The organism is Streptomyces sp. NPDC093984 (assembly GCF_044764595.1).
Classification (GTDB): Bacteria; Actinomycetota; Actinomycetes; order Streptomycetales; family Streptomycetaceae; genus Streptomyces; species Streptomyces cynarae.
The window spans coordinates 111,191-133,668 of record NZ_JBIWIM010000002.1 but is presented as its reverse complement, the minus strand read 5'-3'; the positions used below and the strand labels follow the sequence as shown (position 1 = coordinate 133,668).

The 22,478-nt window shown below is 71.1% G+C and carries 17 protein-coding genes and 1 riboswitch; of the genes, 9 read left to right on the top strand and 8 right to left on the bottom strand.

Going from position 1 to position 22,478, the window contains the following annotated elements; translation table 11 throughout:
• Positions 1–3: 3 nt before the first annotated feature.
• Together ACIRC0_RS08395 and ACIRC0_RS08390 are read right to left on the bottom strand one after the other, a co-directional pair.
• Positions 4–1,281 (bottom strand): outer membrane lipoprotein carrier protein LolA, encoded by a 1,278-nt coding sequence (locus tag ACIRC0_RS08395; protein ID WP_403613076.1) that lies wholly within the window; start codon positions 1,279–1,281, stop codon positions 4–6.
• Positions 1,282–1,557: 276 nt separating this feature from the next.
• A complete protein-coding gene (locus tag ACIRC0_RS08390; protein ID WP_403613073.1) occupies positions 1,558–2,568 on the bottom strand; it encodes a polyprenyl synthetase family protein in 1,011 nt (336 codons plus the stop codon).
• Positions 2,569–3,459: 891 nt separating this feature from the next.
• Positions 3,460–3,624, top strand: a riboswitch (cyclic di-AMP (ydaO/yuaA leader).
• A gap of 4 nt (positions 3,625–3,628) precedes the next feature.
• Between ACIRC0_RS08390 and ACIRC0_RS08385 the strand changes: the two genes are divergently transcribed.
• Entirely contained in the window at positions 3,629–4,144 is a 516-nt protein-coding gene (locus tag ACIRC0_RS08385; protein WP_403613071.1) for a transglycosylase SLT domain-containing protein, read from the top strand.
• A 43-nt stretch (positions 4,145–4,187) separates the two neighbouring features.
• Here the strand turns inward: ACIRC0_RS08385 and ACIRC0_RS08380 are convergent, their stop codons facing one another.
• The 3 genes from ACIRC0_RS08380 to ACIRC0_RS08370 all read right to left on the bottom strand — a co-directional run bounded on the left by ACIRC0_RS08380 (position 4,188) and on the right by ACIRC0_RS08370 (position 7,813).
• The gene (locus ACIRC0_RS08380; RefSeq protein WP_403613068.1) at positions 4,188–5,000 is read right to left on the bottom strand and encodes an HAD family hydrolase; all 813 of its coding nucleotides are present in this window, start codon (positions 4,998–5,000) and stop codon (positions 4,188–4,190) included.
• 270 nt (positions 5,001–5,270) lie between these two features.
• Complete coding sequence (locus ACIRC0_RS08375; RefSeq protein WP_403613065.1) at positions 5,271–6,473, bottom strand: FAD-dependent oxidoreductase; 1,203 nt, start codon at positions 6,471–6,473, stop codon at positions 5,271–5,273.
• Between the two features lie 95 nt (positions 6,474–6,568).
• Positions 6,569–7,813 carry an ATP-grasp domain-containing protein gene (locus tag ACIRC0_RS08370; RefSeq protein ID WP_403614660.1) on the bottom strand — a complete coding sequence of 415 codons (1,245 nt, stop codon included), beginning with the start codon at positions 7,811–7,813 and terminating at the stop codon, positions 6,569–6,571.
• Positions 7,814–8,067: 254 nt separating this feature from the next.
• Between ACIRC0_RS08370 and fahA the strand changes: the two genes are divergently transcribed.
• The 7 genes from fahA to ACIRC0_RS08335 all read left to right on the top strand — a co-directional run bounded on the left by fahA (position 8,068) and on the right by ACIRC0_RS08335 (position 16,368).
• Complete coding sequence (fahA, locus tag ACIRC0_RS08365; RefSeq protein WP_403613063.1) at positions 8,068–9,288, top strand: fumarylacetoacetase; 1,221 nt, start codon at positions 8,068–8,070, stop codon at positions 9,286–9,288.
• Between the two features lie 238 nt (positions 9,289–9,526).
• Positions 9,527–10,321 carry a GntR family transcriptional regulator gene (locus ACIRC0_RS08360; RefSeq protein ID WP_403613061.1) on the top strand — a complete coding sequence of 265 codons (795 nt, stop codon included), beginning with the start codon at positions 9,527–9,529 and terminating at the stop codon, positions 10,319–10,321.
• Between the two features lie 51 nt (positions 10,322–10,372).
• Complete coding sequence (locus ACIRC0_RS08355) at positions 10,373–10,600, top strand: ferredoxin family protein (protein ID WP_103838192.1); 228 nt, start codon at positions 10,373–10,375, stop codon at positions 10,598–10,600.
• A 15-nt stretch (positions 10,601–10,615) separates the two neighbouring features.
• Complete coding sequence (locus ACIRC0_RS08350; protein ID WP_403613058.1) at positions 10,616–11,959, top strand: ABC transporter substrate-binding protein; 1,344 nt, start codon at positions 10,616–10,618, stop codon at positions 11,957–11,959.
• On the top strand, positions 11,956–12,831 hold the full coding sequence (locus ACIRC0_RS08345) for an ABC transporter permease (protein WP_403613056.1): 876 nt from the start codon (positions 11,956–11,958) through the stop codon (positions 12,829–12,831). The genes ACIRC0_RS08350 and ACIRC0_RS08345 overlap by 4 nt, the downstream gene beginning before the upstream one ends.
• Positions 12,815–13,582 (top strand): ABC transporter ATP-binding protein, encoded by a 768-nt coding sequence (locus ACIRC0_RS08340; protein ID WP_403613053.1) that lies wholly within the window; start codon positions 12,815–12,817, stop codon positions 13,580–13,582. The genes ACIRC0_RS08345 and ACIRC0_RS08340 overlap by 17 nt, the downstream gene beginning before the upstream one ends.
• 32 nt (positions 13,583–13,614) lie before the next feature.
• Entirely contained in the window at positions 13,615–16,368 is a 2,754-nt protein-coding gene (locus ACIRC0_RS08335) for a fumarate reductase/succinate dehydrogenase flavoprotein subunit (protein WP_403614657.1), read from the top strand.
• Between the two features lie 30 nt (positions 16,369–16,398).
• Here the strand turns inward: ACIRC0_RS08335 and recQ are convergent, their stop codons facing one another.
• Positions 16,399–18,390 (bottom strand): DNA helicase RecQ, encoded by a 1,992-nt coding sequence (recQ, locus tag ACIRC0_RS08330; RefSeq protein ID WP_403613051.1) that lies wholly within the window; start codon positions 18,388–18,390, stop codon positions 16,399–16,401.
• Positions 18,391–18,584: 194 nt separating this feature from the next.
• On the opposite strand from recQ, the gene ACIRC0_RS08325 reads away from it, so the two are divergent.
• Positions 18,585–19,187 (top strand): Uma2 family endonuclease, encoded by a 603-nt coding sequence (locus tag ACIRC0_RS08325; protein ID WP_403613049.1) that lies wholly within the window; start codon positions 18,585–18,587, stop codon positions 19,185–19,187.
• Between the two features lie 71 nt (positions 19,188–19,258).
• Here the strand turns inward: ACIRC0_RS08325 and nuoN are convergent, their stop codons facing one another.
• Both nuoN and ACIRC0_RS08315 read right to left on the bottom strand, forming a co-directional pair.
• Positions 19,259–20,908: an NADH-quinone oxidoreductase subunit NuoN gene (gene nuoN, locus ACIRC0_RS08320; protein WP_403613046.1), complete on the bottom strand. Its 1,650-nt coding sequence runs from the start codon at positions 20,906–20,908 to the stop codon at positions 19,259–19,261.
• The gene (locus ACIRC0_RS08315) at positions 20,905–22,476 is read right to left on the bottom strand and encodes an NADH-quinone oxidoreductase subunit M (protein WP_403613044.1); all 1,572 of its coding nucleotides are present in this window, start codon (positions 22,474–22,476) and stop codon (positions 20,905–20,907) included. Before ACIRC0_RS08315 ends, nuoN begins: the two co-directional genes overlap by 4 nt.
• Positions 22,477–22,478: the final 2 nt, after the last annotated feature.

The following is a 22,478-nucleotide window of genomic DNA, read 5'->3' as shown; positions in this document are numbered from 1 at the left end:
GGGTCACTTCCCCGCGTTCGCCGCCTTCAGCAGCGCGTCCTTGGTGACCGCGCCCGCGTACACCTTGCCGTCGTCCGTGATCAGGGCGTTGACCAGGCGGGTGGAGAAGACCGTGCCCGAGCCGAACTTGCCGGTGACGTGGTCGCCGAGCGAGTTCAGGAAGCCGGAGGCCGCGCCGTCCTCGGACGGCGATCCGGACGGCACCCCGCCCTTGCTGCCGGTGTCGAACACGTAGATGGCGTTCCAGCCCTCGCCGAGGGTCTTCGACGCGCCGCCCCAGGGCGTTGTGCCCGTGTCCTCACGCTGTGCCTCGCGCCCGGCCTTCCCGACCTCGCCTGCCTTCCCGGCCTCTCCGGCCTCGCCCGCCTTCCCGGCCTTCAGGTCGTCACCCTGGGTGACCTTCGTGCCCCTGGGCGGCGTGAAGTCGAACGTCGACGCGGCCGGCTTGGCGAAGGAGACCTGGGTGAAGCCCACGTCCAGCACCGCCGCGCCGCCCTTCGCCGGGGTCAGCGTGAACTTCAGCGGCAGCCCGGTCTTCGCGTCCACCGCGATGCTGATCGCGCCGACCGTCGTGCCCGACTGCTTCGGCCGGACGAGCAGCTTGTAGGCGTCCCGGCCCGCGACCTGGGCTGTGCCGTCTACCGTCACGGAGGTCGTCTTGTCGGCCGCCTTCAGTGCATGATCGGCGAAGTCCCTGGGCGTGGCGGGCACGTCCTTCGGCGCTGCCTCGCCGCTCTTGTGCTCGCCCGCGCCGGTCGCGTGGTACGCCTGGTTGGATGCGCTGTCGTACGCCCACACCTGGTCGCCGTTGCGGATGACGCTGTACTCGGCGGCCTTCTCGATCAGCGAGAGCTTCTGCTTGTCCTGGCCGTCGGCGGCGACCCGCACGGTGTGGGTGCCGGAGGCCAGCTCCAGCAGCTTGGAGCTAGGGTCGGCGGCCGAGTCGCCCTTGCCCTGCCCGCCCCCCTGGGAGAGCGCGCCCGAGGCCAGGCTGTCCTCGAGGCCGCCCAGGTTGGGCAGGCCCAGGTCCGTGCTGATCGTCACCGTGCCGGACATCTGCTGGACGTCCGACTTGGCGATCTTCTCGATGAGCTGCTGCGCGCTGATCTTCGGCAGGTCGGGATCCCCGGAACCGGCGAACGCCGGGACGAGCCCGATCGTCGCCGCCGCCACGCCCACGACCGTGACCGGGACGACGTACCGCGCGGCCCTGCGCCGCCCGTCGCGTACGTCCTCGACCTCCCCGGCGGGTGTGCTGTCGTCGGATTCGTACGGTGCCATGTGTGCCTTACCTCCGTAGTCGGCGGCGGCCTGCTGTCCGTGCACTCGTCCACCCCTGCGCCGCCATTCTCCCCCGGACTCCTGTGAGGTGGTCCTCTCCATATGACCAAATCACCGGGAGGGAAGCGTCAGACCGCGGGGCCAACTCCGCGTACTTCTGGGGTATGACATGACGGGCGGGACACGGCGCCCCACCCGTAGGGGTCGGCAGGGCGCGCCGAAGGACGTGTGACGTGGCACACGCCGGGCGCGGGGCTCAGGGGGACGCCTGGCGCGTCACCCCGCCCGGTGCACCACCGCGTCGCACATGTCCGTCAGGGCCGCCTTCGCGCCGCAGTCCGGCAGCGGGGCCAGAGCCGAACGGGCGTCCTCCGCGTAGCGGACCGCGTCGCGTCGGGCCTGCTCGAGGGCCGGGTGGACCCGGAGGCGGGCGAGGGCGTCGGCGTGGCGGGCGTCGTCCGTGAGGTCGGATTCCAGCAGCTCGCACAGGGCGACGTCCTCCGGCAGCCCGTGCCGCTGGGCCCGCTCGCGCAGGCGCAGGACCGGGAGGGTCGCGATGCCCTCGCGCAGGTCCGTCCCCGGTGTCTTGCCGGACTCGTGGGAGTCGGAGGCGATGTCCAGGACGTCGTCGGCCAGCTGGAACGCCACGCCGAGACGCTCGCCGTACTGCGTCAGCACGTCCACGACCGTCTCGTCGGCGCCCGACATCATCGCGCCGAAGCGGCACGCCACCGCCACCAGGGAGCCCGTCTTGCCGGCGAGGACGTCGAGGTAGTGCTCCACCGGGTCACGGCCGTCCCGCGGGCCCGCCGTCTCCAGGATCTGGCCGGTGACGAGCCGCTCGAACGCCTCCGCCTGGATGCGGACCGCCTCCGGGCCGAGGTCGGCCAGGATGTGGGACGCGCGGGCGAACAGGAAGTCGCCGGTGAGGACCGCCACCGAGTTGCCCCAGCGGCTGTTCGCGCTGGCCACCCCGCGCCGCACATCGGCCTCGTCCATCACGTCGTCGTGGTACAGCGTGGCGAGGTGGGTGAGCTCCACGACCACGGCCGAGGGGACGACCCCCGGCGCGTACGGGTCACCGAACTGCGCCGCGAGCATGACGAGCAGCGGCCGGAACCGCTTCCCGCCCGCGCGTACGAGATGCTGCGCGGCCTCGGTGATGAAGGGCACCTCGCTCTTCGTGGCGTCGAGCAGCCCTTCCTCGACAGCGGCCAATCCGGCCTGGACATCGGCTTCCAGAGCCTGGTCCCGCACGCTCAGCCCGAACGGCCCGACGACGGTCACGTGAGGTCTCCTGTCTGCTGACGTCTGCTGACGATCACACGGTCGGTATCGAGGTCGGTCACTTGATCGATGGCGTCGCCTGGACGACTCGGCTCACCGAGTTTGTCGATCTGTCGCCGCCATCACTCAAGTCAGCGTATCCGGTCGGGTTTCGATCACCACGAGTGCCCGCTGTTCCAGGCCGGGCCGTATCGGATCACGAGAGGCATGTTCTTGATCAGGTGATACGAGCGGGTTTGGAGCGACATAGCGGAAAGCTGCCCCTCCCGGTGGCCGGCGACGCGCACCGGTCCCCTGAAACGCCCCCTCGCATCCCGCCTCCGGAGCAGCCCGGCACCCCCAAGGCCTCCGCAGGGTCACGCGGCCCCCGGCCGCCCCGCCCGGCACCATCACCCGGCCGGGCGCACACCCGGTCCTGACGGGGGCGCGCGGAACCCGAGGCACGCGCGCGTACAGATCCGCAGGGCGTGACGAGATGGCATGACGAGTGACGTCGGTCACGCCTTCGGATCCGGAGATGGAGAGTTCCCGTAGACCCGAACGATGTCCGAATTGCCGCAATTCGCCCCCATAAATACCGCCATCGAAGACGGACGCCGAACCTTTTGTCCGAATTGCCGCCCCAGGGCCCTGAATTACGGGTGGCGATCAAGGAAAGCGCGAGTGAGTTAGCTCACGCCGCCGGAAGGCGGTGCGGAGCATGCGGAATCTCAACTTCCCCTTTGCTTATGCCAAGTTGAACTCTGTTCAACAAAATGGATCACATCCCTTATTCCCGCATTTCATGGTCATTTACCTCGCAGTGTGACTTCCAGGCTTGTTCCCGACATGTGCTCTCGCATACCTTCCCAATCGATCCGAGCGGAACGCCGAATCCTGCCGCCGCCCGCGATCCATTGACCACCACGGCAGGAGCGGGGGACCCAGGTAAGTCGCCGGACCGGACACAGCGCCGGAACGGCTTGGGGTGAAGCCGATGCCTCGACACCGAGGACACGGCCGGGCACCTCCCAGCCCGAACCCGACAGCTCACCTCGCAGGCGCCGGAGAGGACTACGACATGCCCGCTTTCGCCCTGCCCGCACGCCGTCGGGACCGCCGCTCCAAGGCCGCGCGCCTCACCCGTGCCCTCGCTGTCGCGGGGACGGGTGCCGCCGTTCTGGCCCTTCCGGTCCTGGGAGCGACCAGCGCTTCCGCCGCGACCCCCACCTCCGCGACGACCACGACCGCCGCCGCCAAGACCGTGACGACGCGCGCCGGAAACCTCGACAGCTGGATCCGTCAGTCGCTGGTCGTCATGCGGCAGCACAGGATCCCCGGCTCCTACTACGGCATCTACCGCAACGTGATGCGCGAGTCGTCGGGCAACCCGTCCGCCATCAACCTCTGGGACTCCAACGCCCGGATGGGCATCCCGTCCAAGGGCCTCCTCCAGGTCATCGACCCGACCTTCCGCGCGTACCACGTGCCGGGCACGTCCTGGAACATCTACGACCCGGTGGCGAACATCACGGCCGCGTGCAACTACGCCGCCCACCGGTACGGCTCCATCGACAACGTCCACGGCGCGTACTGACGCTGTGCGCCGCGCGTACCGGGGCTGAGGCTGAAGCCGAGGTCTAGCGGCCCCTGAAGAGTCGTTCGAGGACGACGGCGATGCCGTCGTCCTCGTTCGATTTCGTGATCTCGTCGGCGACCGCCTTGAGTTCGGGGTGTGCGTTCGCCATGGCGACGCCGTGCGCGGCCCAGTCGAACATCGGGATGTCGTTCGGCATGTCACCGAACGCGATGGTCCGGGACGGCCCGAGGCCCAGATACTCGGCGGCGAGCGCGAGCCCCGTCGCCTTGGTGATGCCGCACGGCTGGAGTTCGACCGTGCCGGGCCCGGACATGGTGACCGTCGCCAGCGAACCGACCGCGCTGCGCGCCGCCGTCGCCAACTCGTCGTCGGTCAGGGTGTGATGGCGCAGCAGCACCTTGCTGATGGGCGCGCACCACAGGTCGTCGCGCCGCTGGACCCGCACCGCGGGCAGCGTGGGGTGCGGCATCCGGTAGCCGGGTTCGATGAGCGTGAGCCCGTCCACGCCGTCCTGGTCGACGGCCGCGTACACCTGCCCCACCTCGGCCTCGATCTTGCCGAGCGCGGTCTCGGCCAACTCCCGGTCCAGGGTGACGGAGAACAGCAGCCGGTCCGCGCCGGCGTCGTACACCTGCGCGCCCTGTCCGCACACCGCGAGCCCCCTGCCGCCCAGGTCGTCGAGCAGCGGCCGCACCCTGGGGGCCGGACGCCCCGTCACCACGAGGTGCTGCACGCCGGCCGCGGCGGCCCGCGCCAGCGCGTCCCTGGACCGGTCGGAGAGCGTGTCGTCACCGCGCAGCAGCGTCCCGTCCAGGTCAGTGGCGATGAGTGAATATGCGAGGGGTGCGGCCATGATCAGAGAATACGGATGGAACACCCCCGCCATTCACCGCGAACCAACTGACGTCCGGCCACCAGTCGTGAACCGGCCGACCCACGGCTGACCCACGACTGACCCACGGCCGGCCTCCGGGCCCCCTGCCGATAACCGGCCGACCTCCGGGCGTCTGTCGACCGCCGGCCGATCTCCGGCCCTCCTGCCGAGAACCGGTCGGCATCCGACTCCACAACCGTGACCCTTCCGAGGGGAAGGGCCACGGGGTGCTCCGGTGGCCGGCCGGTGTCAGCCGTGAGCCGTCGCCAGGTGCTTCGCCAGGCGCGGCGACGCGAACTCCGTGCCGCAGACGAATCGCATCACCGGCCCGTACGAGGCCGCCGCCGGCAGGCCCGTGAAGTACAGGCCCGGGACCGAGGACACATAGCCCGCGCCGAGCTTCGGGGCGCCCCGGCTCACCGCCAGCCGTGTGCGCAGTTCGTGGCCCAGGAAGTCCATCGCGGAGATGTCCACGCGGTAGCCGGTCGCGGCGATGACGTGGTCCGCGGTCATCTTCTCCGTGCGGCCCGTGTGGGTCCGGACCGTCAGGGCCGGGCTGCCGTCCGCCACGGACGCACGGATGATCCCTTCGACCTCACGCACCTGCACGTTCTCCTGGAAGCGGTCGCGCAGCCACCACGCGCCGAGCGGGCCGAGGACGCGACGCACCAGGTAGTGGCGGGTCTGGGTGGGCAGGAAGCGGTACGGGTGGGGGTAGTAGCTGAGCGCCCACAGGGACCAGGCACGGCCGAAGGGCGACTCGGGGCGCAGCTTCGGCTGGTCCCACGGGGGAGCGCCGAAGGCGACCTTGCCGCTCCCGCGCGCCACCACGCGCACCCGTGCGCCCGCCTCGGCCGCCAGCGCCGCCGTCTCCAGCGCGGACTGGCCGGCGCCGACGACCAGCAGCTCCTTGCCGGAGAACCTGCTGAGGTCATGGTGCTGGGAGCTGTGCGAGACCGGGCCGGTGGGCGTGGGGCCGTCGGCTGCCGCGGCGGCCAGCTCCGGCGGGAGGTGGGCGAGGCCCGACAGGCCGGTCGCCACCACGACCGCCCGAGCGGTGAACAACTCGCCCGAGTCCAGCTTGAGATCGAAGCCACCGCCCTTGCGGCGGTCCACGGAGACCACCCGGACCCGCTCCAGTTCGGGCACCAGCTTCTGCTGGAACCACTCCCCGTACGCGATGAACGTCTCGACCGGGATGATGTCCTCGTCCGTCACCAGCCGGCGGACGCCCGCCGCGTCGCAGTAGTCGGCCAGGGTGTGGCCGCGCTGGGGCGCGTCGATGCTCGAGGCGACCGGGGTGGACTTCAGGAGCATGCCCGCGGGCATGTTGTCGCGCCAGCTGACCATGGGTTCGCCGAAGACGCGGACCGGGATGCCGCGCCCCCGCAGATGGGCGGCGGTGGACAGGCCGAACGGCCCGGCGCCGATGACTGCTACCGGTTGAATCACGAAGTCCCTCCCCAGGACGCTACGTGCCTACTTCGTGGTGGAGCGTGTACGCGTGCGGCGTACCGGTCGTACGCCTCCACGTACCGGCCGTACGCCTACGACGTACGGGTCGTGCCGCCGCGGCGGTTGGTCCGCCACAGCTGATACAGGTGCTTCGCGCCCGGCCGCACGAAGCGCGCGAGCATCGTGACGAACGGCAGCGGGTCGTCCCCCGCGAACCAGGCCAGTTCCGTGCCGCTCGCACGGGCCGGTGCGTGCGGTGTCGTGTAGCCGCTGCGGCGGTAGGCGAGCAGGGCGGGCAGGTCGATGTTCTCCACGATGTACCGGTGGCCGGCGCGCTGTTCCCCCTCCGGTACGGCGCGGCCGGTCAGGTCCAGGTGCATGGCGCGGACGACGTCCACGCCCGACTCGCTCTCGAAGAGCCGGAACTGGGCGCCCATGCGCGGGTTGAAGTCGAGCAGTTTGTACTGTCCGTCGCGCCGGTCGAAGCGCAGGTCGAGGTCGATGACGCCGGTGAAGCCGATCTGTTTGATGAAGCGTGCGGCGAGATCGGCGAGTTCCGGGTTGTCGACGACGTACGCGTTCGCCGTCATGCCCGCGTGGGGCGGCCAGGAGCGCACCTTGACGCCGGTGAACAGGGCGAGCGGGGTGGCGTCCTGGTCGCAGTAGGCGTGCACGATCCAGTCCTCGGCCTGCTCCCGGGGCAGGTACTCCTGGAGGATCACGCCCGGCTTCTCGCCCCACTCGCGGGCGAGCCTGAGCAGCCCCTCACGGGTGGCGATCTTCGTCGTGCCGCCCACCGCGGGCCGTTCGCGGCGCACGAACGCCTCGCGGTTCTTCGCCACGAGCGGGAAGCGGGCCCTGTCGGCGAAGCGCAGGATGTCGTCGTACGACTGCGGGAAGGCGGCCTGCGGGCTCGGGATGCCGTGTTCCACGCACAGTTCGTGCAGTCCCTGCTTGCTGGCGAGGCGGCGCGGGAGCCCCGCGTCCACCTTCGGGAACAGGAAGGGTCCGGTCAGGGCGTCCTGGTGCTCGGCGATCAGGACCGCTGCCTCCTCGTCGGTGGGGACGAGGACCGTCGGCCGGCCGATACGGCGCCCGATGCGCAGCAGGCCCTCCACGAGCCGCTCCGGCTTCTCGGTCCCGGTGGTCGGCCACACGAAGGCGCGCCGCAGATAGCGGGAGGCCGCGGCCGGTGTGTAGCGGTCCTCCGTGATCGCATACATCGGTATGCCGAGCCGGCCGAGGCTGCGGATCGCGCCGACCCCGCCGTGGTGCAGCGGGTAGTCGCCGAACTTCACGATGAGCCCCGGCACGTCGCGGTCCGCGTCGAACGGCACACCACCGGTGCTCCTGGCCACGGGTCCCCCCACGTGTCCCCCCTACGGACCGGACCCACCCCGTCCGTGTCCCCCAAAGGACGCTAAGCCGGAATTGCCCGCTCCGACAAGGCCAATACGGACATTGCAAACTCTTTAGACACTGCCCAAGACAGATGACTCACCCGTAACGTGTGCGGCGACCACATGGACCGCACTTGAACGCACCCCCATGCACGGCACACCCGAAGTGCACGAAAGCGAGGCAGCATCCCATGCCCCCCTTCGACGTCCCCGAGGGCGACCCCTTCGGCCCGCACAACCTCCCCTACGGCGTCTTCTCCCCCGCCGGCTCCGACGAGCGGCGCGTCGGCGTCCGCCTGGGCGACCACGTGCTCGACGCGGGCGCGGCGGCCGCGGCGCTCGGCTCCCCGTACGCCTCCCTGCTGGCGCGTCCGTCCCTGAACCCCCTGCTGGCCGCGGGCCGCACCACCTGGTCGGATGTGCGGCGGGCGCTGACGGCGTGGGTGACGGTGCCCGCGCACCGGGAGACCGTGGAGCCGCTGCTGCACCCGCTCTCCGAGGTGACGCTGCACCTGCCCTTCGAGGTCGCGGACTACGTCGACTTCTACGCCTCCGAGAACCACGCCCGCAACGTCGGGCAGATCTTCCGCCCGGACGCGGCGGACTCCCTGACCCCCAACTGGAAGCACCTGCCCATCGGCTACCACGGCCGGTCCGGCACGGTGGTGGTGTCGGGCACGGATGTCGTGCGGCCGTCGGGACAGCGCAAGGCTCCCGCCGACCCGGCGCCGGTCTTCGGGCCCTCCGTCCGTCTGGACATCGAGGCGGAGGTGGGCTTCGTGGTGGGCGTGCCGTCGCGGCTGGGGCGACCGGTGCCGCTCACGGCCTTCCGCGACCATGTGTTCGGGCTCTGCCTGCTCAACGACTGGTCGGCGCGGGACATCCAGGCCTGGGAGTACGTGCCGCTCGGGCCGTTCCTCGGCAAGTCGTTCGCCACGTCGGTCTCGGCGTGGATCACCCCACTGGACGCGCTGGAGGAGGCGCGGGTGGCCCCGCCCGGGCGCACGCATCCGCTGCTGCCGTACCTGGACGACTCACAGGAGGAACCGGGGGGCTACGACCTGCGCATCTCCGTCGCGATCAACGGCCATGTCGTCTCCGAGCCGCCGTTCTCCACCATGTACTGGACGGCGGCCCAGCAACTGGCGCACATGACGGTGAACGGCGCGTCCCTGCGCACGGGCGACCTCTACGGCTCCGGCACGGTGAGCGGCCCGACGGAGCACGAACGCGGCTCACTGCTGGAACTGACGTGGAACGGGCGGGACCCTCTCGAACTTCCGGACGGGAAACGGACGTTCCTGGAGGACGGGGACGTGGTGACACTGACGGCGTGGGCGCCGGGCCCGGGTGGGACGCGGGTGGGTCTCGGGGAGGTGACGGGGCGGGTGGCGCCGGCCGGCCTGTCGTAGCTGCGGGCGGTCGTGCCGCCGGGGCGGCCCGGGGTGGGCGCAGCGACACCTCACACCGCCGAGTTGCGGAACCTCCCCCCGGGCGCCCCGGCCACCTGCGCGCCCGCTCACCCGGCAGTGGCAGATCTTGCCCCACCGCCCCACGAAACCCCAGCTCATCGCCGTACATGACGCCCCGGCACATGGCGCAACAATCCGGCAACACAGCTTTCCCTACCGCCTCGGTATGGTTCGAGACATGCCACCCACCGACCGCATCCGGGACCACGCCGGTGCGGTGGGCGCCGCGACCACCGTCGCCGCCCACCGCACGCGTCGCCGGCTGCGTGCGGACCAGGCCAGGCAGCTTGCCGATCTCCTCCGCCACCAGATCCTCACCGGCGGCTTCCCGGACGGCACGCTCCCGCACGAAACCACCCTCGGCACCGACTACGGCGCCTCCCGCAACACCGTCCGCCAGGCCCTCGACCTCCTCCGCGCCGAGGGCCTGGTGGACCGGCTGCCGGGAGTCGGCACGATCGTCGCCGCCCGCAAGTACCCCCATGGACTGGACCGGCTGATGGGCCTGGCGGAAACCCTGCACGAACACGGCCGCGTCACCAACGAGGTCCGCACCCTGGGCCCCGCCCCCGCACCCGCCCCCGTGGCGGAGCGCCTCCACGTCCCACCCGGCGCCGACGTCCTCTACATCGAACGCCTGCGCAGACTGAACGGCCTCCCCCTGTCCCTGGACCTCACCTACATCCCCCTCGACATCGGCACCGCCCTCCTCGACGCCGACCTGGAGAACACCGACGTCTTCCGCCTCCTGGAAGGCATCACCGGCCAACGCCTCGGCCACGCCGAGATCACCCTGGAAGCGGTGAACGCGGACGCGCACTCCTCCGCCGTGCTCCAGGCCCCCCGCGGCGCCGCCGTACTGATGCTGGAACGCCTCACCCACCTCGCCGACGGCCGGCCCGTCGACCTGGAGTTCATCCGCTTCCGCGGCGACCGCATCACCATGAGCGGTCTTCTGCACCGGTCTCTGTAACCCCTGTTCGCCCCCCTTTCGCCCTGTCCGGGCACCTTCCTGGAGACAGCCATGCCCTTGGCGCCCCAGCGGGCCGACGTGCCCGTGACCATCGACGAGTCGAAGTGCATCGACGGCTGCACCCTGTGCGTGGACATGTGCCCGCTGGACTCCCTCGCCATCGACGAGAGCACCGGCAAGGCGTACATGCACGTCGACGAGTGCTGGTACTGCGGACCGTGCGCGGCCCGCTGTCCCACCGGAGCGGTCACGGTCAACATGCCCTACCTGCTCCGCTGAGAGGCCCGAACTCCCATGAAACGCACGGCAGTCCCCCTCGCCACGGCCGCCCTCCTCCTCCCGCTCGCCGCCTGCGGCACGAGCGCACAGGCGGGCACCGGCTCCACGATCACCGTCACCGTCGGCTACCAGTCCAAGACCATCAACACCGTCACCGCGGGAACCCTCCTGCGCTCCCTGGGCTACTTCGAGCAGCAGCTGGGCGCCCTGCACGACGGCCACACCTACAAGGTCGTCTGGCAGGACTACGCGACCGGAGCCCCCATCACCGCCCAGATGACCGCCGGAAAGATCGACATCGGCTCGATGGGCGACTTCCCGCTCCTCATCAACGCCGCCCGCGGAAAGCAGCTCGGCCGCCCCACCCACCTGGTCTCCGTCACCGGCTACAACCTGCGCGGCGGCCTCAACACCATCGTCACCGCACCGGATTCGAAGCTCGCCTCCCTGCAGGACCTGAAGGGCAGGAAGGTCTCCACGAGCGTCGGTTCCGCCGCGGACGGCACCCTCGTACGAGCCCTGCAGCGCGCCGGCATCGACCCGGACAAGGGCATCGAGAAGCTCAACCAGCAGCCCGCGGTGGGCGCGTCGGCGCTCGATGCCGGCAGTGCGGACGCGCTGAGCCAGTTCGTGGCCTGGCCGGGCCTGCTCGCCTACCAGGGCAAGGCGAAGGCGCTGTACGACGGTGCGCAGCTCGACCTTCCGACGTTCCACGGCGTCACCGCGCGCGAGGACTTCGCGAAGCAGCGTCCGGCCGTCCTGGAAGCCTTCCTGAAGGCGCAGGCGCAGGCGACCGACTACCTGAACGCCCATCCCGTGGCCGCGGCCGAGAAGGTCGCGAAGGCCACCGGCCTGCCCGCCGAGGTCGTCTACCTCTACAACGGCGCCCACGGCATCTCCACCTTCGACCCGGCCGTCAAGCCGCAGCTGGTGTCCGCGCTGAAGCAGGACGTGTCGGTCCTGAAGTCCGAGAAGCTGACGGGTGACATCGACGTGGACTCCTTCGTCGACGACCAGTACGCGAAGAAGGCACTCGGCTCGGCGTACACGAAGGATCTCGCCGCGACGCCTCCCCCGGCCGCGAGCGAGGTGTGGCCCAAGGGCGCGGAGACCACGCGGACCTTCGACTCCCCCGATGAGCTGCTGAAGTACGTGGCGCAGCACCGCTCGGACGTCCGTGCCGCGTACGTGCCCGACGCCACCACCGGCACCCTGTGGTTCGCCGCCAGTGCGGTGTGGGTGCTGGACGGCAGCCGGCTGCTCCCCTTCGTCGCGCCGGCCACCGCGCAGGCGTACGTGGCGGCGCACCCGGGGGCGCGCACGATCTCGTACGCCGACGCCCTGGGAAGGGCGTCATGACCCGGTACCGCCGGTATGCGCTGAGGGTGGCGTCCCTGGCCGCCGCCCTCGGTCTGTGGCAGCTGCTGACCAGCCTGAACGTCAACGTGTGGCTGCGCTTCTCGCAGTTCCCGACGGTCACCGAGGTGGCCCGCGCCTTCGCCGGCCGGCTCTCCGGCGGCGACTACTGGACGGACCTGGCCGACAGCCTGACCCGCATCCTCACAGGCTTCCTGCTGGCGGCGGTCCTCGGGGTGGCCACGGGCGTGCTCGTGGCACGCTCCCGCCTCGCCGAGGACCTGCTCGGCCCGCTGCTGGAGGTGGTGCGCCCGATCCCGGCGATCGCACTGGTTCCCGTCGCGATCCTGCTCTTCCCCAGCAACGAACAGGGCATCGTCTTCATCACCTGCACGGCCGCCTTCTTCCCCGTGCTGGTCTCGACCCGGCACGCGGTCCGCGCGCTGACCCCCGTGTGGGAGGAGGCGGTGCGGACCATGGGCGGCGGCCGGTGGCGGGTCCTCGGCTCGGTCGTCCTGCCGGGTGCGCTGCCCGGCATCTTCGGCGGCCTGTCCGTCGGCATCGGCGTGTCGTGGATCTGCGTGATCTCCGCCGAGATGATCTCCGGCCAGTACGGCGTCGGCTACCGCACCTGGCAGGACTACACGGTCGTCGACTACCCGGACGTCTTCGTCGGCATGGTGACGATCGGCGTGCTCGGCTGGGTGACGTCCACGGCGGTGGAGCTGCTCGGGCGCCGCCTGACCGGCTGGCTCCCGCGGACCTCCGACGCCACCGCGGACCGCGTTCCCCGGGAGCGCTCGGCCGCCTCCGCGCCGATGCCGAGCAGCACCGGAACCACCGTTGCGGAGGTCCCCGATGACCAGTTCGTCTGACCTCCTGTCGCCGTCCCGCACCGGTGCCGGCCTCACCCTGCGGGCAGCCACGCTCGGCCGCCCCGGCGCACCGGTCCTCGAGGGCGTCGACCTGGACATCGCCCCGGGCGAGATCCTCACCGTCGTCGGCCCCTCGGGCTGCGGCAAGTCGACCCTGCTGCGGACGCTGGCCGGGCTGCTGCCGACGCTCGCCGGGACGGTGCAGCAGGACGGCCGCCCCCTGAACGGTCCCGCCGCGGACCGGGCGCTGGTGTTCCAGGAGGACGCCCTGCTGCCCTGGCGCACCCTGCGCGCGAACGTCGAGCTTCCCCTCGCCATCAAGGGCGTTCCGCGCGCCCAGCGCCGCACCCAGGCCGACGCCTGGCTGGAGCGGGTGGGACTGGCCGACCGCGCACGGTACCTGCCGCACCGCGTGTCCGGCGGCCAGCGCCAGCGCGCACAACTGGCGCGCGCTCTCGCCGCCGGCCCGAGCACCGTCCTCATGGACGAGCCCTTCGGCGCCCTCGACGCACAGACCCGCGTCGGCATGCAGAACCTGCTGGTGGAGGTGCTGCACGGCACGGGCGCGACCGTCGTCTTCGTCACCCACGACGTGGACGAGGCCCTGTACCTCGGCGACCGGCTGGCGCTGCTCGGCACGGGCCGGCTCCTCGCCGTACGGGACGTGCCGCGTCCGCGCGACCGTACGGCGCACGACGACCCGACGCGGCTCGCCCTGCGCCGTGACGTCCTCTCCTCACTCGGTTCCTGAGCACGCGAAAGGCAGCCCTGGTGGACACCCCGATGGAGATCCCCGCCCTCACCGACGCCGAGGAACTCTCCTGTGACGTCCTCGTCATCGGCGGCGGCACGGCCGGCACCATGGCGGCACTGACGGCCGCCGAACACGGCGCGGACGTGCTCCTGCTGGAGAAGGCCCACGTCCGGCACTCCGGCGCCCTCGCCATGGGCATGGACGGCGTCAACAACGCGGTCGTCCCCGGGCGCGCCGAGCCCGACGACTACGTCGCCGAGATCACTCGCGCCAACGACGGCATCGTCGACCAGTCCACGGTCCGGCAGACCGCGACCCGCGGTTTCGCCATGGTGCAGCGGCTCGAGTCGTACGGGGTGAAGTTCGAGAAGGACGAGCACGGCGAGTACGCGGTCCGCCAGGTGCACCGGTCGGGCTCCTACGTGCTGCCGATGCCGGAGGGCAAGGACGTCAAGAAGGTCCTGTACCGGCAGCTGCGGCGGCGCGAGATGCGGGAGCGGATCCGGATCGAGAACCGCGTGATGCCGGTCAGGGTGCTGACGTCCGGGGGCCGGGCCGTGGGCGCGGCGGGCTTCCACACGCGCACCGGACGCTTCGTGACCGTCCGAGCGGGCGCGGTGATCCTCGCGACCGGCGCCTGCGGCCGCCTCGGCCTGCCCGCCTCCGGCTACCTCTACGGCACCTACGAGAACCCGACGAACGCCGGCGACGGCTACGCGATGGCCTACCACGCGGGCGCCGAGCTGACCGGTATCGAGTGCTTCCAGATCAACCCACTGATCAAGGACTACAACGGCCCGGCCTGCGCCTACGTGGCCAACCCCTTCGGCGGCTACCAGGTCAACCGGCACGGCGAACGCTTCGTCGACTCCGACTACTGGTCCGGGCAGATGATGGCGGAGTTCGCGGAGGAGGTGGCCTCGGACCGGGGCCCGGTGTACCTCAAGCTGAGCCATCTGCCGGAGGAGTCGATCTCGGCGCTGGAGTCGATCCTGCACTCGACGGAACGCCCGACGCGCGGCACCTTCCACGCGGGCCGCGGCCACGACTACCGCACCCACGACGTGGAGATGCACATCTCGGAGATCGGCCTGTGCGGCGGCCACTCGGCCTCGGGCGTCCGCGTCGACGACCACGCCCGGACGACGGTCCCCCGCCTGTACGCCGCCGGTGACCTGGCCTGTGTGCCGCACAACTACATGATCGGCGCGTTCGTGTTCGGGGAGCTGGCCGGTGAGGACGCCGCGCGGTACCAGGCCTACGAAGGCGAGTTGCCGCAGGACCAGCTCCGCGAGGCGCACGAGCTGGTCTACCGTCCGCTGCGCAACCCGGACGGCCCGCCGCAGCCCCAGGTCGAGTACAAGCTGCGCCGCTTCGTGAACGACTACGTGGCCCCGCCGAAGTCCGGCGCCCGGCTGTCCCTGGCGCTGGAGGCGTTCGACCGGATGCACGCCGACATCGCCTCGATGGGCGCTCGCAGCCCGCACGAGCTGATGCGCTGCGCGGAGGTCACCTTCATCCGCGACTGCGCGGAGATGGCGGCCCGCGCCTCCCTGGCCCGCACGGAGTCCCGCTGGGGCCTCTACCACGACCGCATCGACCATCCGGAACGCGACGACGCGTCCTGGTTCCACCATCTCGATCTGCACAAGTCCCCCTCTGGTGCGATGGAGTTCACGGCACGTCCCGTGGCTCCCTACCTGGTTCCGGTGGAGGGCTTCGCCCCCGCGGGCGGTCCCTCCCGTCGGCTCGGCGAGGTGCGTCCGGAGCAGGTGGCGACGGCCGGGGCACGGCAGGCGGCACCCACCGCGGTGCGGACGTCGCCCGCGGCGGGCGAGGCCGTCCGCCCCGTGGCCGGCCCCGACGCGCCGACGTCACCCCGCCTGCTCGACCTCCTCGCCCTGGCGGAGGAGCAGCCCGAACTGACCGCCCTGCGGACCTACTTGGCCGACCCCGACCCCTCCGTGCGGCGAACCGCCGTCGCGGTCCTGACCGAGACGGTGCCACCGGGCACCGGACCGGCCCTCGCCGGCCTGCTCTCCGACGCCGACGCCGACGTGCGCGCCGCCGCGGCGGCCTCACTGCGCGAACTCGTGGAGACGCTGCCACCCGAGCCGGCCCTGCGCGACCGCCTCGCCACTGCCGTCTGTGAGCCCGACCCCGTCGTCCGCGCAGCAGCGTTGGACGTCCTGCGGGCGCTGCGGCTCGGCGACGCCGACCTGTTCACCGAGGCTCTCGCCGACTCCGACACGACAGTCCGTATCGAGGCCGTGCGCGCCCTCGTCTCGGTCGACGCGGTCGCGCCGCTGGTGCGTGCCGCGACCACCGATCCGTCGCGCGAGGTCCGCGTCACGCTCGCCAAGGCCCTCGGCACGGTGGACGCGGCAGGACCCGGTGGCGGAGGGTCAACGGGAGCGGACGGTGTCCTGTCCGCTCTCGCCGCCCTCACCGGCGACCCCGACGCGCTGGTCCGTGCGGCCGCCTACGGCGCACTGGCCGCTGTCGGCTGCCCGCCACCGCTCGCCGACCGTGCCACGGCCGCCCTGTCCGACTCCGCCTGGCAGGTCCGCGCCGGTGCCGCCGCCGCGCTCACCGCCGCCGACCCCGAGGTGGCCGTCCCCGCCCTCGCCAAGGCTCTCGCCGACCCCGACGCGGACGTCCGGAAGGCGGCCGTCCTGGCGCTGACCCGGCACACCCGCACGGACGGCGCCCGCGCGGCGCTCGCCACGGCCACGACGGACTCGGACGCGGACGTCAGGGCATACGCGGCACGTGCGCTGTGAGCCCTGCCGGGCGGCTCATGGCCGGACGGCTCATATCCACTCGTCCGGCTCCGGCTCGTCGTCCGCGGCGGGCCAGTCGTCCGGCTCCGGCTCGTCGCGCGTCGTCGCGGCCTGAGGCGCCTTCGTTGCTCCACCGAGCGAGGCGAGGACGCCGAGCACGCCCTCCCCGTAGGTGGCCAGCTTCTTCTCGCCGATCCCGCTGATTCCGCCGAGCTGGGTCATGGACGTGGGCCAGGCGGTGGCGATCTCGCGCAGCGTGGCGTCGTGGAAGATGACGTACGCCGGGACGCCCTGCTCCCGGGCCTGTTCGGCACGCCAGGCGCGCAGCGCCTCGAAGGCGGGGGCCAGCTCCGGGGGCAGCTCGGCGGCGGCCGCCTTCGGCTTGCGGTCGGACCGGGCCGAGGGCGCCGACGACCGGGGAACCGCCGCCGGCTTCTTCGGCTCCTTGCGCAGCGGCACCTCGCGCTCCCGCCGCAGTACCGCCCCACTGGCCTCGGTCAGCACCAGCGTCCCGTACTCGCCCTCGACCGCGAGCAGCCCCTGCGCGAGCAACTGCCGGATGACGCCGCGCCATTCGCCTTCGGTCAGCTCCTCGCCGATACCGAACACGGACAGCTGGTCGTGGTCGAACTGGATGACCCTGGCCGTGCGCCGGCCCAGCAGGATGTCGACGATCTGCACCGCGCCGAACTTCTGCCGCCGCTCCCGGTGCAGCCGCCAGACCGTGGAGAGCACCTTCTGCGCCGCGATCGTCCCGTCCCAGGTCTCCGGCGGCTCCAGGCAGGTGTCGCAGTTGCCGCAGCCGCCCGGCTGCGGGTCCTGGCCGAAGTAGGCGAGCAGCTGGCCGCGGCGGCACTGCGCGGTCTCGCACAGCGCCAGCATCGCGTCCAGGTGCGCCTGGGCCCGGCGGCGGAACGCCTCGTCGCCCTCACCGGACTGGATGAGCTTGCGCTGCTGTATGACGTCGTTGAGCCCGTACGCCATCCAGGCCGTGGACGGCAGTCCGTCGCGCCCCGCACGGCCCGTCTCCTGGTAGTAGCCCTCGACCGACTTCGGCAGGTCCAGGTGGGCGACGAACCGCACGTCCGGCTTGTCGATACCCATCCCGAAGGCGATCGTCGCGACCACCACCAGGCCCTCCTCGCGCAGGAACCGGGACTGGTGCGCCGCACGGGTGCCCGCGTCCAGGCCCGCGTGGTACGGCACCGCCTCGATGCCGTTGCGGGTGAGGAACTCGGCCGTCTTCTCGACCGAGTTCCGCGAGAGGCAGTAGACGATGCCGGCGTCGCCCGCGTGCTCCTCGCGCAGGAAGGACAGCAGCTGCTTCTTGGGGTCGGCCTTCGGCACGATCCGGTACTGGATGTTGGGCCGGTCGAAGCTGGCCACGAAATGGCGGGCCCGCGGCATGTTCAGCCGCTGGGTGATCTCCTGGTGCGTCGCCCGGGTGGCGGTCGCCGTGAGCGCGATCCGGGGCACGTCCGGCCAGCGCTCGCCGAGCAGGGACAGCGCCAGATAGTCGGGGCGGAAGTCGTGGCCCCACTGGGACACGCAGTGCGCCTCGTCGATGGCGAAGACCGAGATCTTGCCCCGGGAGAGGAGGTCCAGCGTGGACTCCAGGCGCAACCGCTCCGGCGCCAGGTAGAGCAGGTCCAGCTCACCGGCCAGGAACTGCGCCTCCATGACGCGCCGCTCGTCGAAGTCCTGCGTGGAGTTGACGAACCCGGCGCGCACGCCGAGCGCCCGCAGGGCGTCCACCTGGTCCTGCATGAGGGCGATGAGCGGGGAGACCACGACTCCCGTACCGGGTCTGACCAGGGCCGGGATCTGGTAGCAGAGCGACTTGCCGCCACCGGTCGGCATGAGCACGACGGCGTCGCCGCCGGCCACCACATGCTCGATGACCGCTTCCTGCTCGCCGCGGAAGGCGTCGTACCCGAAGACCCGGTGCAGCGCGGCCAGCGCCTCGCTCCCACCGTCCACCACCGGCGCGCCCACCTCGGTCATCACAGCCGTCCCGTCCATCGCCCGTCCCCCGTCAGTCGTCCTTCGACCACTGCGTCCACGATAGGGGGCCGCGCGGACAGGCCCGGAGTTATCCACAGGCCCTGTCCACCCGGTCAAGGACACGGCCATCGTTCACACGTGCGTGGGAGACCTGCCCGTTTCCGGTCGATAGTCTGAAAGGACCGGCGAGACCCCGTCCCATGGGAGCACTGATGAGCGTCGCACCGAGGGCGTCCACCCCGACCTGGCCGATCCCGCCGGAGGGCGGCTGGACCGCCGACGACCTGGACCGGCTTCCGAATCTGCCTCCGCACACGGAATTGATCGACGGGAGCCTGGTCTTCGTGAGTCCTCAGACCGCCTTTCACGAGCGCGCTGTCGACTTCTTCAAGTGGCAGTTGCGGTCACTGGCCCCAGCGGACTTCGAGGTCTTCCGCGAATTCACCATCGACATCGACCAGCAGAACCGGCCGGAGCCGGACGTGATCGTGCTCCACAGGGAAGCATGGAAGGAATCCGGGCAGACCCGGTTCCCAGCCGAAGCGGTCGTGCTCGCTGTCGAGGTCGTTTCCGCGGACTCCGTTGCCCGCGACCGCGAGACCAAGCCCGTGAAGTACGCTCGCGCCAAGATCCCCCACTACTGGCGGGTCGAGGACGAAAAGGGCCGCGCGGCTGTGCACGCCTTCGAGCTGGAGCCCACCACCGGCGCCTACACCAGCGTGGGCATCTTTCGTGAGCGGATGAAGGTGAGTGTGCCCTTCCCGGTCGACCTGGACCTCGCCGAGATCAAGGCGCGCCCAGAGGACGTGCAGTAACTCTGAGCACTGCGACGGCCCGGCACCCCCCGAGCGGGTGCCGGGCCGTCGCGTAATCGGGCGCGGGCGCCTCAGCGCACGAACACCCCCGCCTGGTTCGCCAGGTCGAGGAAGTACTGCGGTGCCACACCCAGCGCCACGGTGACCGCCACGCCGAGCCCGATCGCCGTCATCGTCAGCGGTGAGGGGACCGCCACCGTCGGGCCCTCGGGGCGCGGTTCGCTGAAGAACATCAGGACGATCACGCGGATGTAGAAGAACGCCGCCACGGCGGACGAGATCACACCGATCACGACCAGCGGGATCGCCCCGCCTTCCGCCGCCGCCTTGAACACCGCGAACTTCCCGGCGAAGCCCGAGGTCAGCGGGATGCCCGCGAAGGCCAGCAGGAACACCGCGAACACGGCCGCCACCAGCGGGGACCTGCGGCCGAGCCCGGCCCACTTGGACAGGTGGGTGGCCTCGCCGCCCGCGTCGCGGACGAGGGTGACGACCGCGAAGGCGCCGATCGTCACGAACGAGTACGCGGCCAGGTAGAAGAGGACCGAGGACACGCCGCTCCGCGTGGTCGCGATCACACCCGCGAGGATGAATCCCGCGTGCGCGATCGACGAGTACGCCAGCATCCGCTTGATGTCGGTCTGCGTGATCGCCACGATCGCACCGCCCAGCATGGTGACGATCGCGATCGCCCACATCACCGGCCGCCAGTCCCAGCGCATGCCCGGCAGGACCACGTACAGCAGCCGCAGCAGCGCGCCGAACGCCGCCACCTTGGTCGCCGCCGCCATGAAGCCGGTCACCGGTGTCGGCGCGCCCTGGTACACGTCCGGCGTCCACATGTGGAACGGCACCGCTCCCACCTTGAACAGCAGGCCCATCACGACCATCGCGGCGCCGACGAGCAGCAGCGCGTCATTGCCCATGGTGTTGGCGAGCGCCGGGTCGACGTTCGTGACCGTGCCGTCGACGACCTGGGCGATCCGCGCGTACGACACCGAGCCCGCGTAGCCGTACAGCAGGGCGATGCCGAAGAGCGTGAAGGCGGAGGCGAAGGCGCCGAGCAGGAAGTACTTGACCGCGGCCTCCTGCGACATGAGCCGCTTGCGGCGGGCGAGCGCGCACAGCAGGTACAGCGGCAGCGAGAAGACCTCCAGGGCGACGAAGAGGGTCAGCAGGTCGTTCGCCGAGGGGAAGACCAGCATGCCGCCGACCGCGAACAGCAGCAGCGGGAACGCCTCCGTCGTAGTGAAGCCCGCCTTTACGGCGGCCTTCTCGCTCTCGCTGCCCGGCACGGACGCGGCCTGCGCGGCGAACGAGTCCACGCGGTTGCCGTGCGCCGCCGGGTCGAGTCGCCGCTCGGCGAAGGTGAACACGCCGAGCAGGCCCGCCAGCAGGATCGTTCCCTGCAGGAACAGGGACGGTCCGTCGACCGCCAGCGCGCCCATCGCCGCGATGTGGGCCTTGGTGGTGCCGTATCCGTCGGCGGCGAGCGCCACCACCGCGGCGAACGCGGCGGCGAGCGCGACGACGGACACGAACGCTTGTGCGTAGTAACGGGACTTGCGCGGCACGAACGCCTCGATCAGCACCCCGACGAGCGCGGCACCGATGACGATCAGGGTCGGCGACAACTGCCCGTACTCGATCTTCGGCGCCTGGATCTTCGCGATCGGGTCGGCCGCGGTTGTCCACAGGCTGTGGACGGCTGTTGCGCTCACTTGGCCGCCTCCACTGCGGGCTTGGGATCGGTCTGGTGTACGTCGGACATGGTGTGCTGGACCGCCGGGTTGACCAGGTCGGTGACCGGCTTCGGGTAGACGCCCAGGAAGATCAGCAGAGCGATCAGCGGGACGACCACCACGAGTTCGCGGACCCGCAGGTCCGGCATCGCCGCGACCTCCGCCTTCACCGGGCCCGTCATCGTCCGCTGGTACAGGACGAGGGTGTAGAGCGCGGCGAGGACGATGCCGAAGGTGGCGATGATGCCGATCACCGGATGGCGCGTGAACGTGCCGACCAGCACCAGGAACTCACTGACGAACGGCGCGAGCCCCGGCAGGGACAGCGTCGCCAGGCCGCCGATCAGGAACGTGCCGGCGAGCACCGGCGCGACCTTCTGCACGCCCCCGTACCCCGCGATCAGACGCGAGCCGCGGCGCGAGATCAGGAAGCCCGCCACCAGCATCCAGGCGGCCGTCGAGATGCCGTGGTTGACCATGTACAGCGTCGCCCCGGACTGGCCCTGGCTGGTCATCGCGAAGATGCCCATGATGATGAAGCCGAAGTGCGAGATCGACGCGTAGGCCACCAGCCGCTTGATGTCCCGCTGGCCGACCGCCAGCAGCGCCCCGTACAGGATGCTGATCAGGGCCAGGACGAGGATGACCGGTGTCGCCCACTTGCTCGCCTCCGGGAACAGCTGGAGGCAGAAGCGCAGCATCGCGAACGTGCCCACCTTGTCGACGACCGCCGTGATCAGCACGGCGACGGGGGCGGTGGCCTCGCCCATGGCGTTGGGCAGCCAGGTGTGCAGCGGCCACAGCGGCGCCTTGACCGCGAAGGCGAAGAAGAAGCCGAGGAACAGCCAGCGTTCGGTGCTGGTCGCCATGTGCAGCGAGCCGTTCGCCCGCGCCTCCACGATGTCCGGGAGGGAGAAATTGCCCGCCTGCACATACAGGCCGATCACCGCGGCCAGCATGATCAGGCCGCCGGCCAGGTTGTAGAGGAGGAACTTCACGGCGGCGTACGACCGCTGCGTGGACGCCGCCTTCTCGCCCTGCTCGTGGGCGCGGTCCCCGAAGCCGCCGATGAGGAAGTACATCGGGATGAGCATGGCTTCGAAGAAGATGTAGAAGAGAAAGACGTCGGTGGCCTCGAACGAGAGGATCACCATCGCCTCGACGGCCAGGATCAGGGCGAAGAAGCCCTGCGTCGGCCGCCAGCGCCGGCTTCCGGTCTCCAGCGGGTCCGCGTCGTGCCAGCCCGCCAGGATCACGAACGGGATCAACAGCGCGGTCAGCGCGATGAGCGCCACCGCGATGCCGTCCACGCCCAGCTCGTACCGGACCCCGAAATCCTTGATCCAGGCCTGGGACTCGGTGAACTGGTACCGGGCGCCGCCCGGTTCGAAGCGGAACGCGATCACTGCGGCGAGCGCGAGCGTGGCGAGCGAGACGACCAGCGCCAGCCACTTGGCGGCGGTGCGCTGCGCGGCCGGGACCGCGGCCGTGGCGATCGCCCCCACGGCCGGGAGCACCGCCGTCGCTGTCAGCAGGGGAAAGGACATCG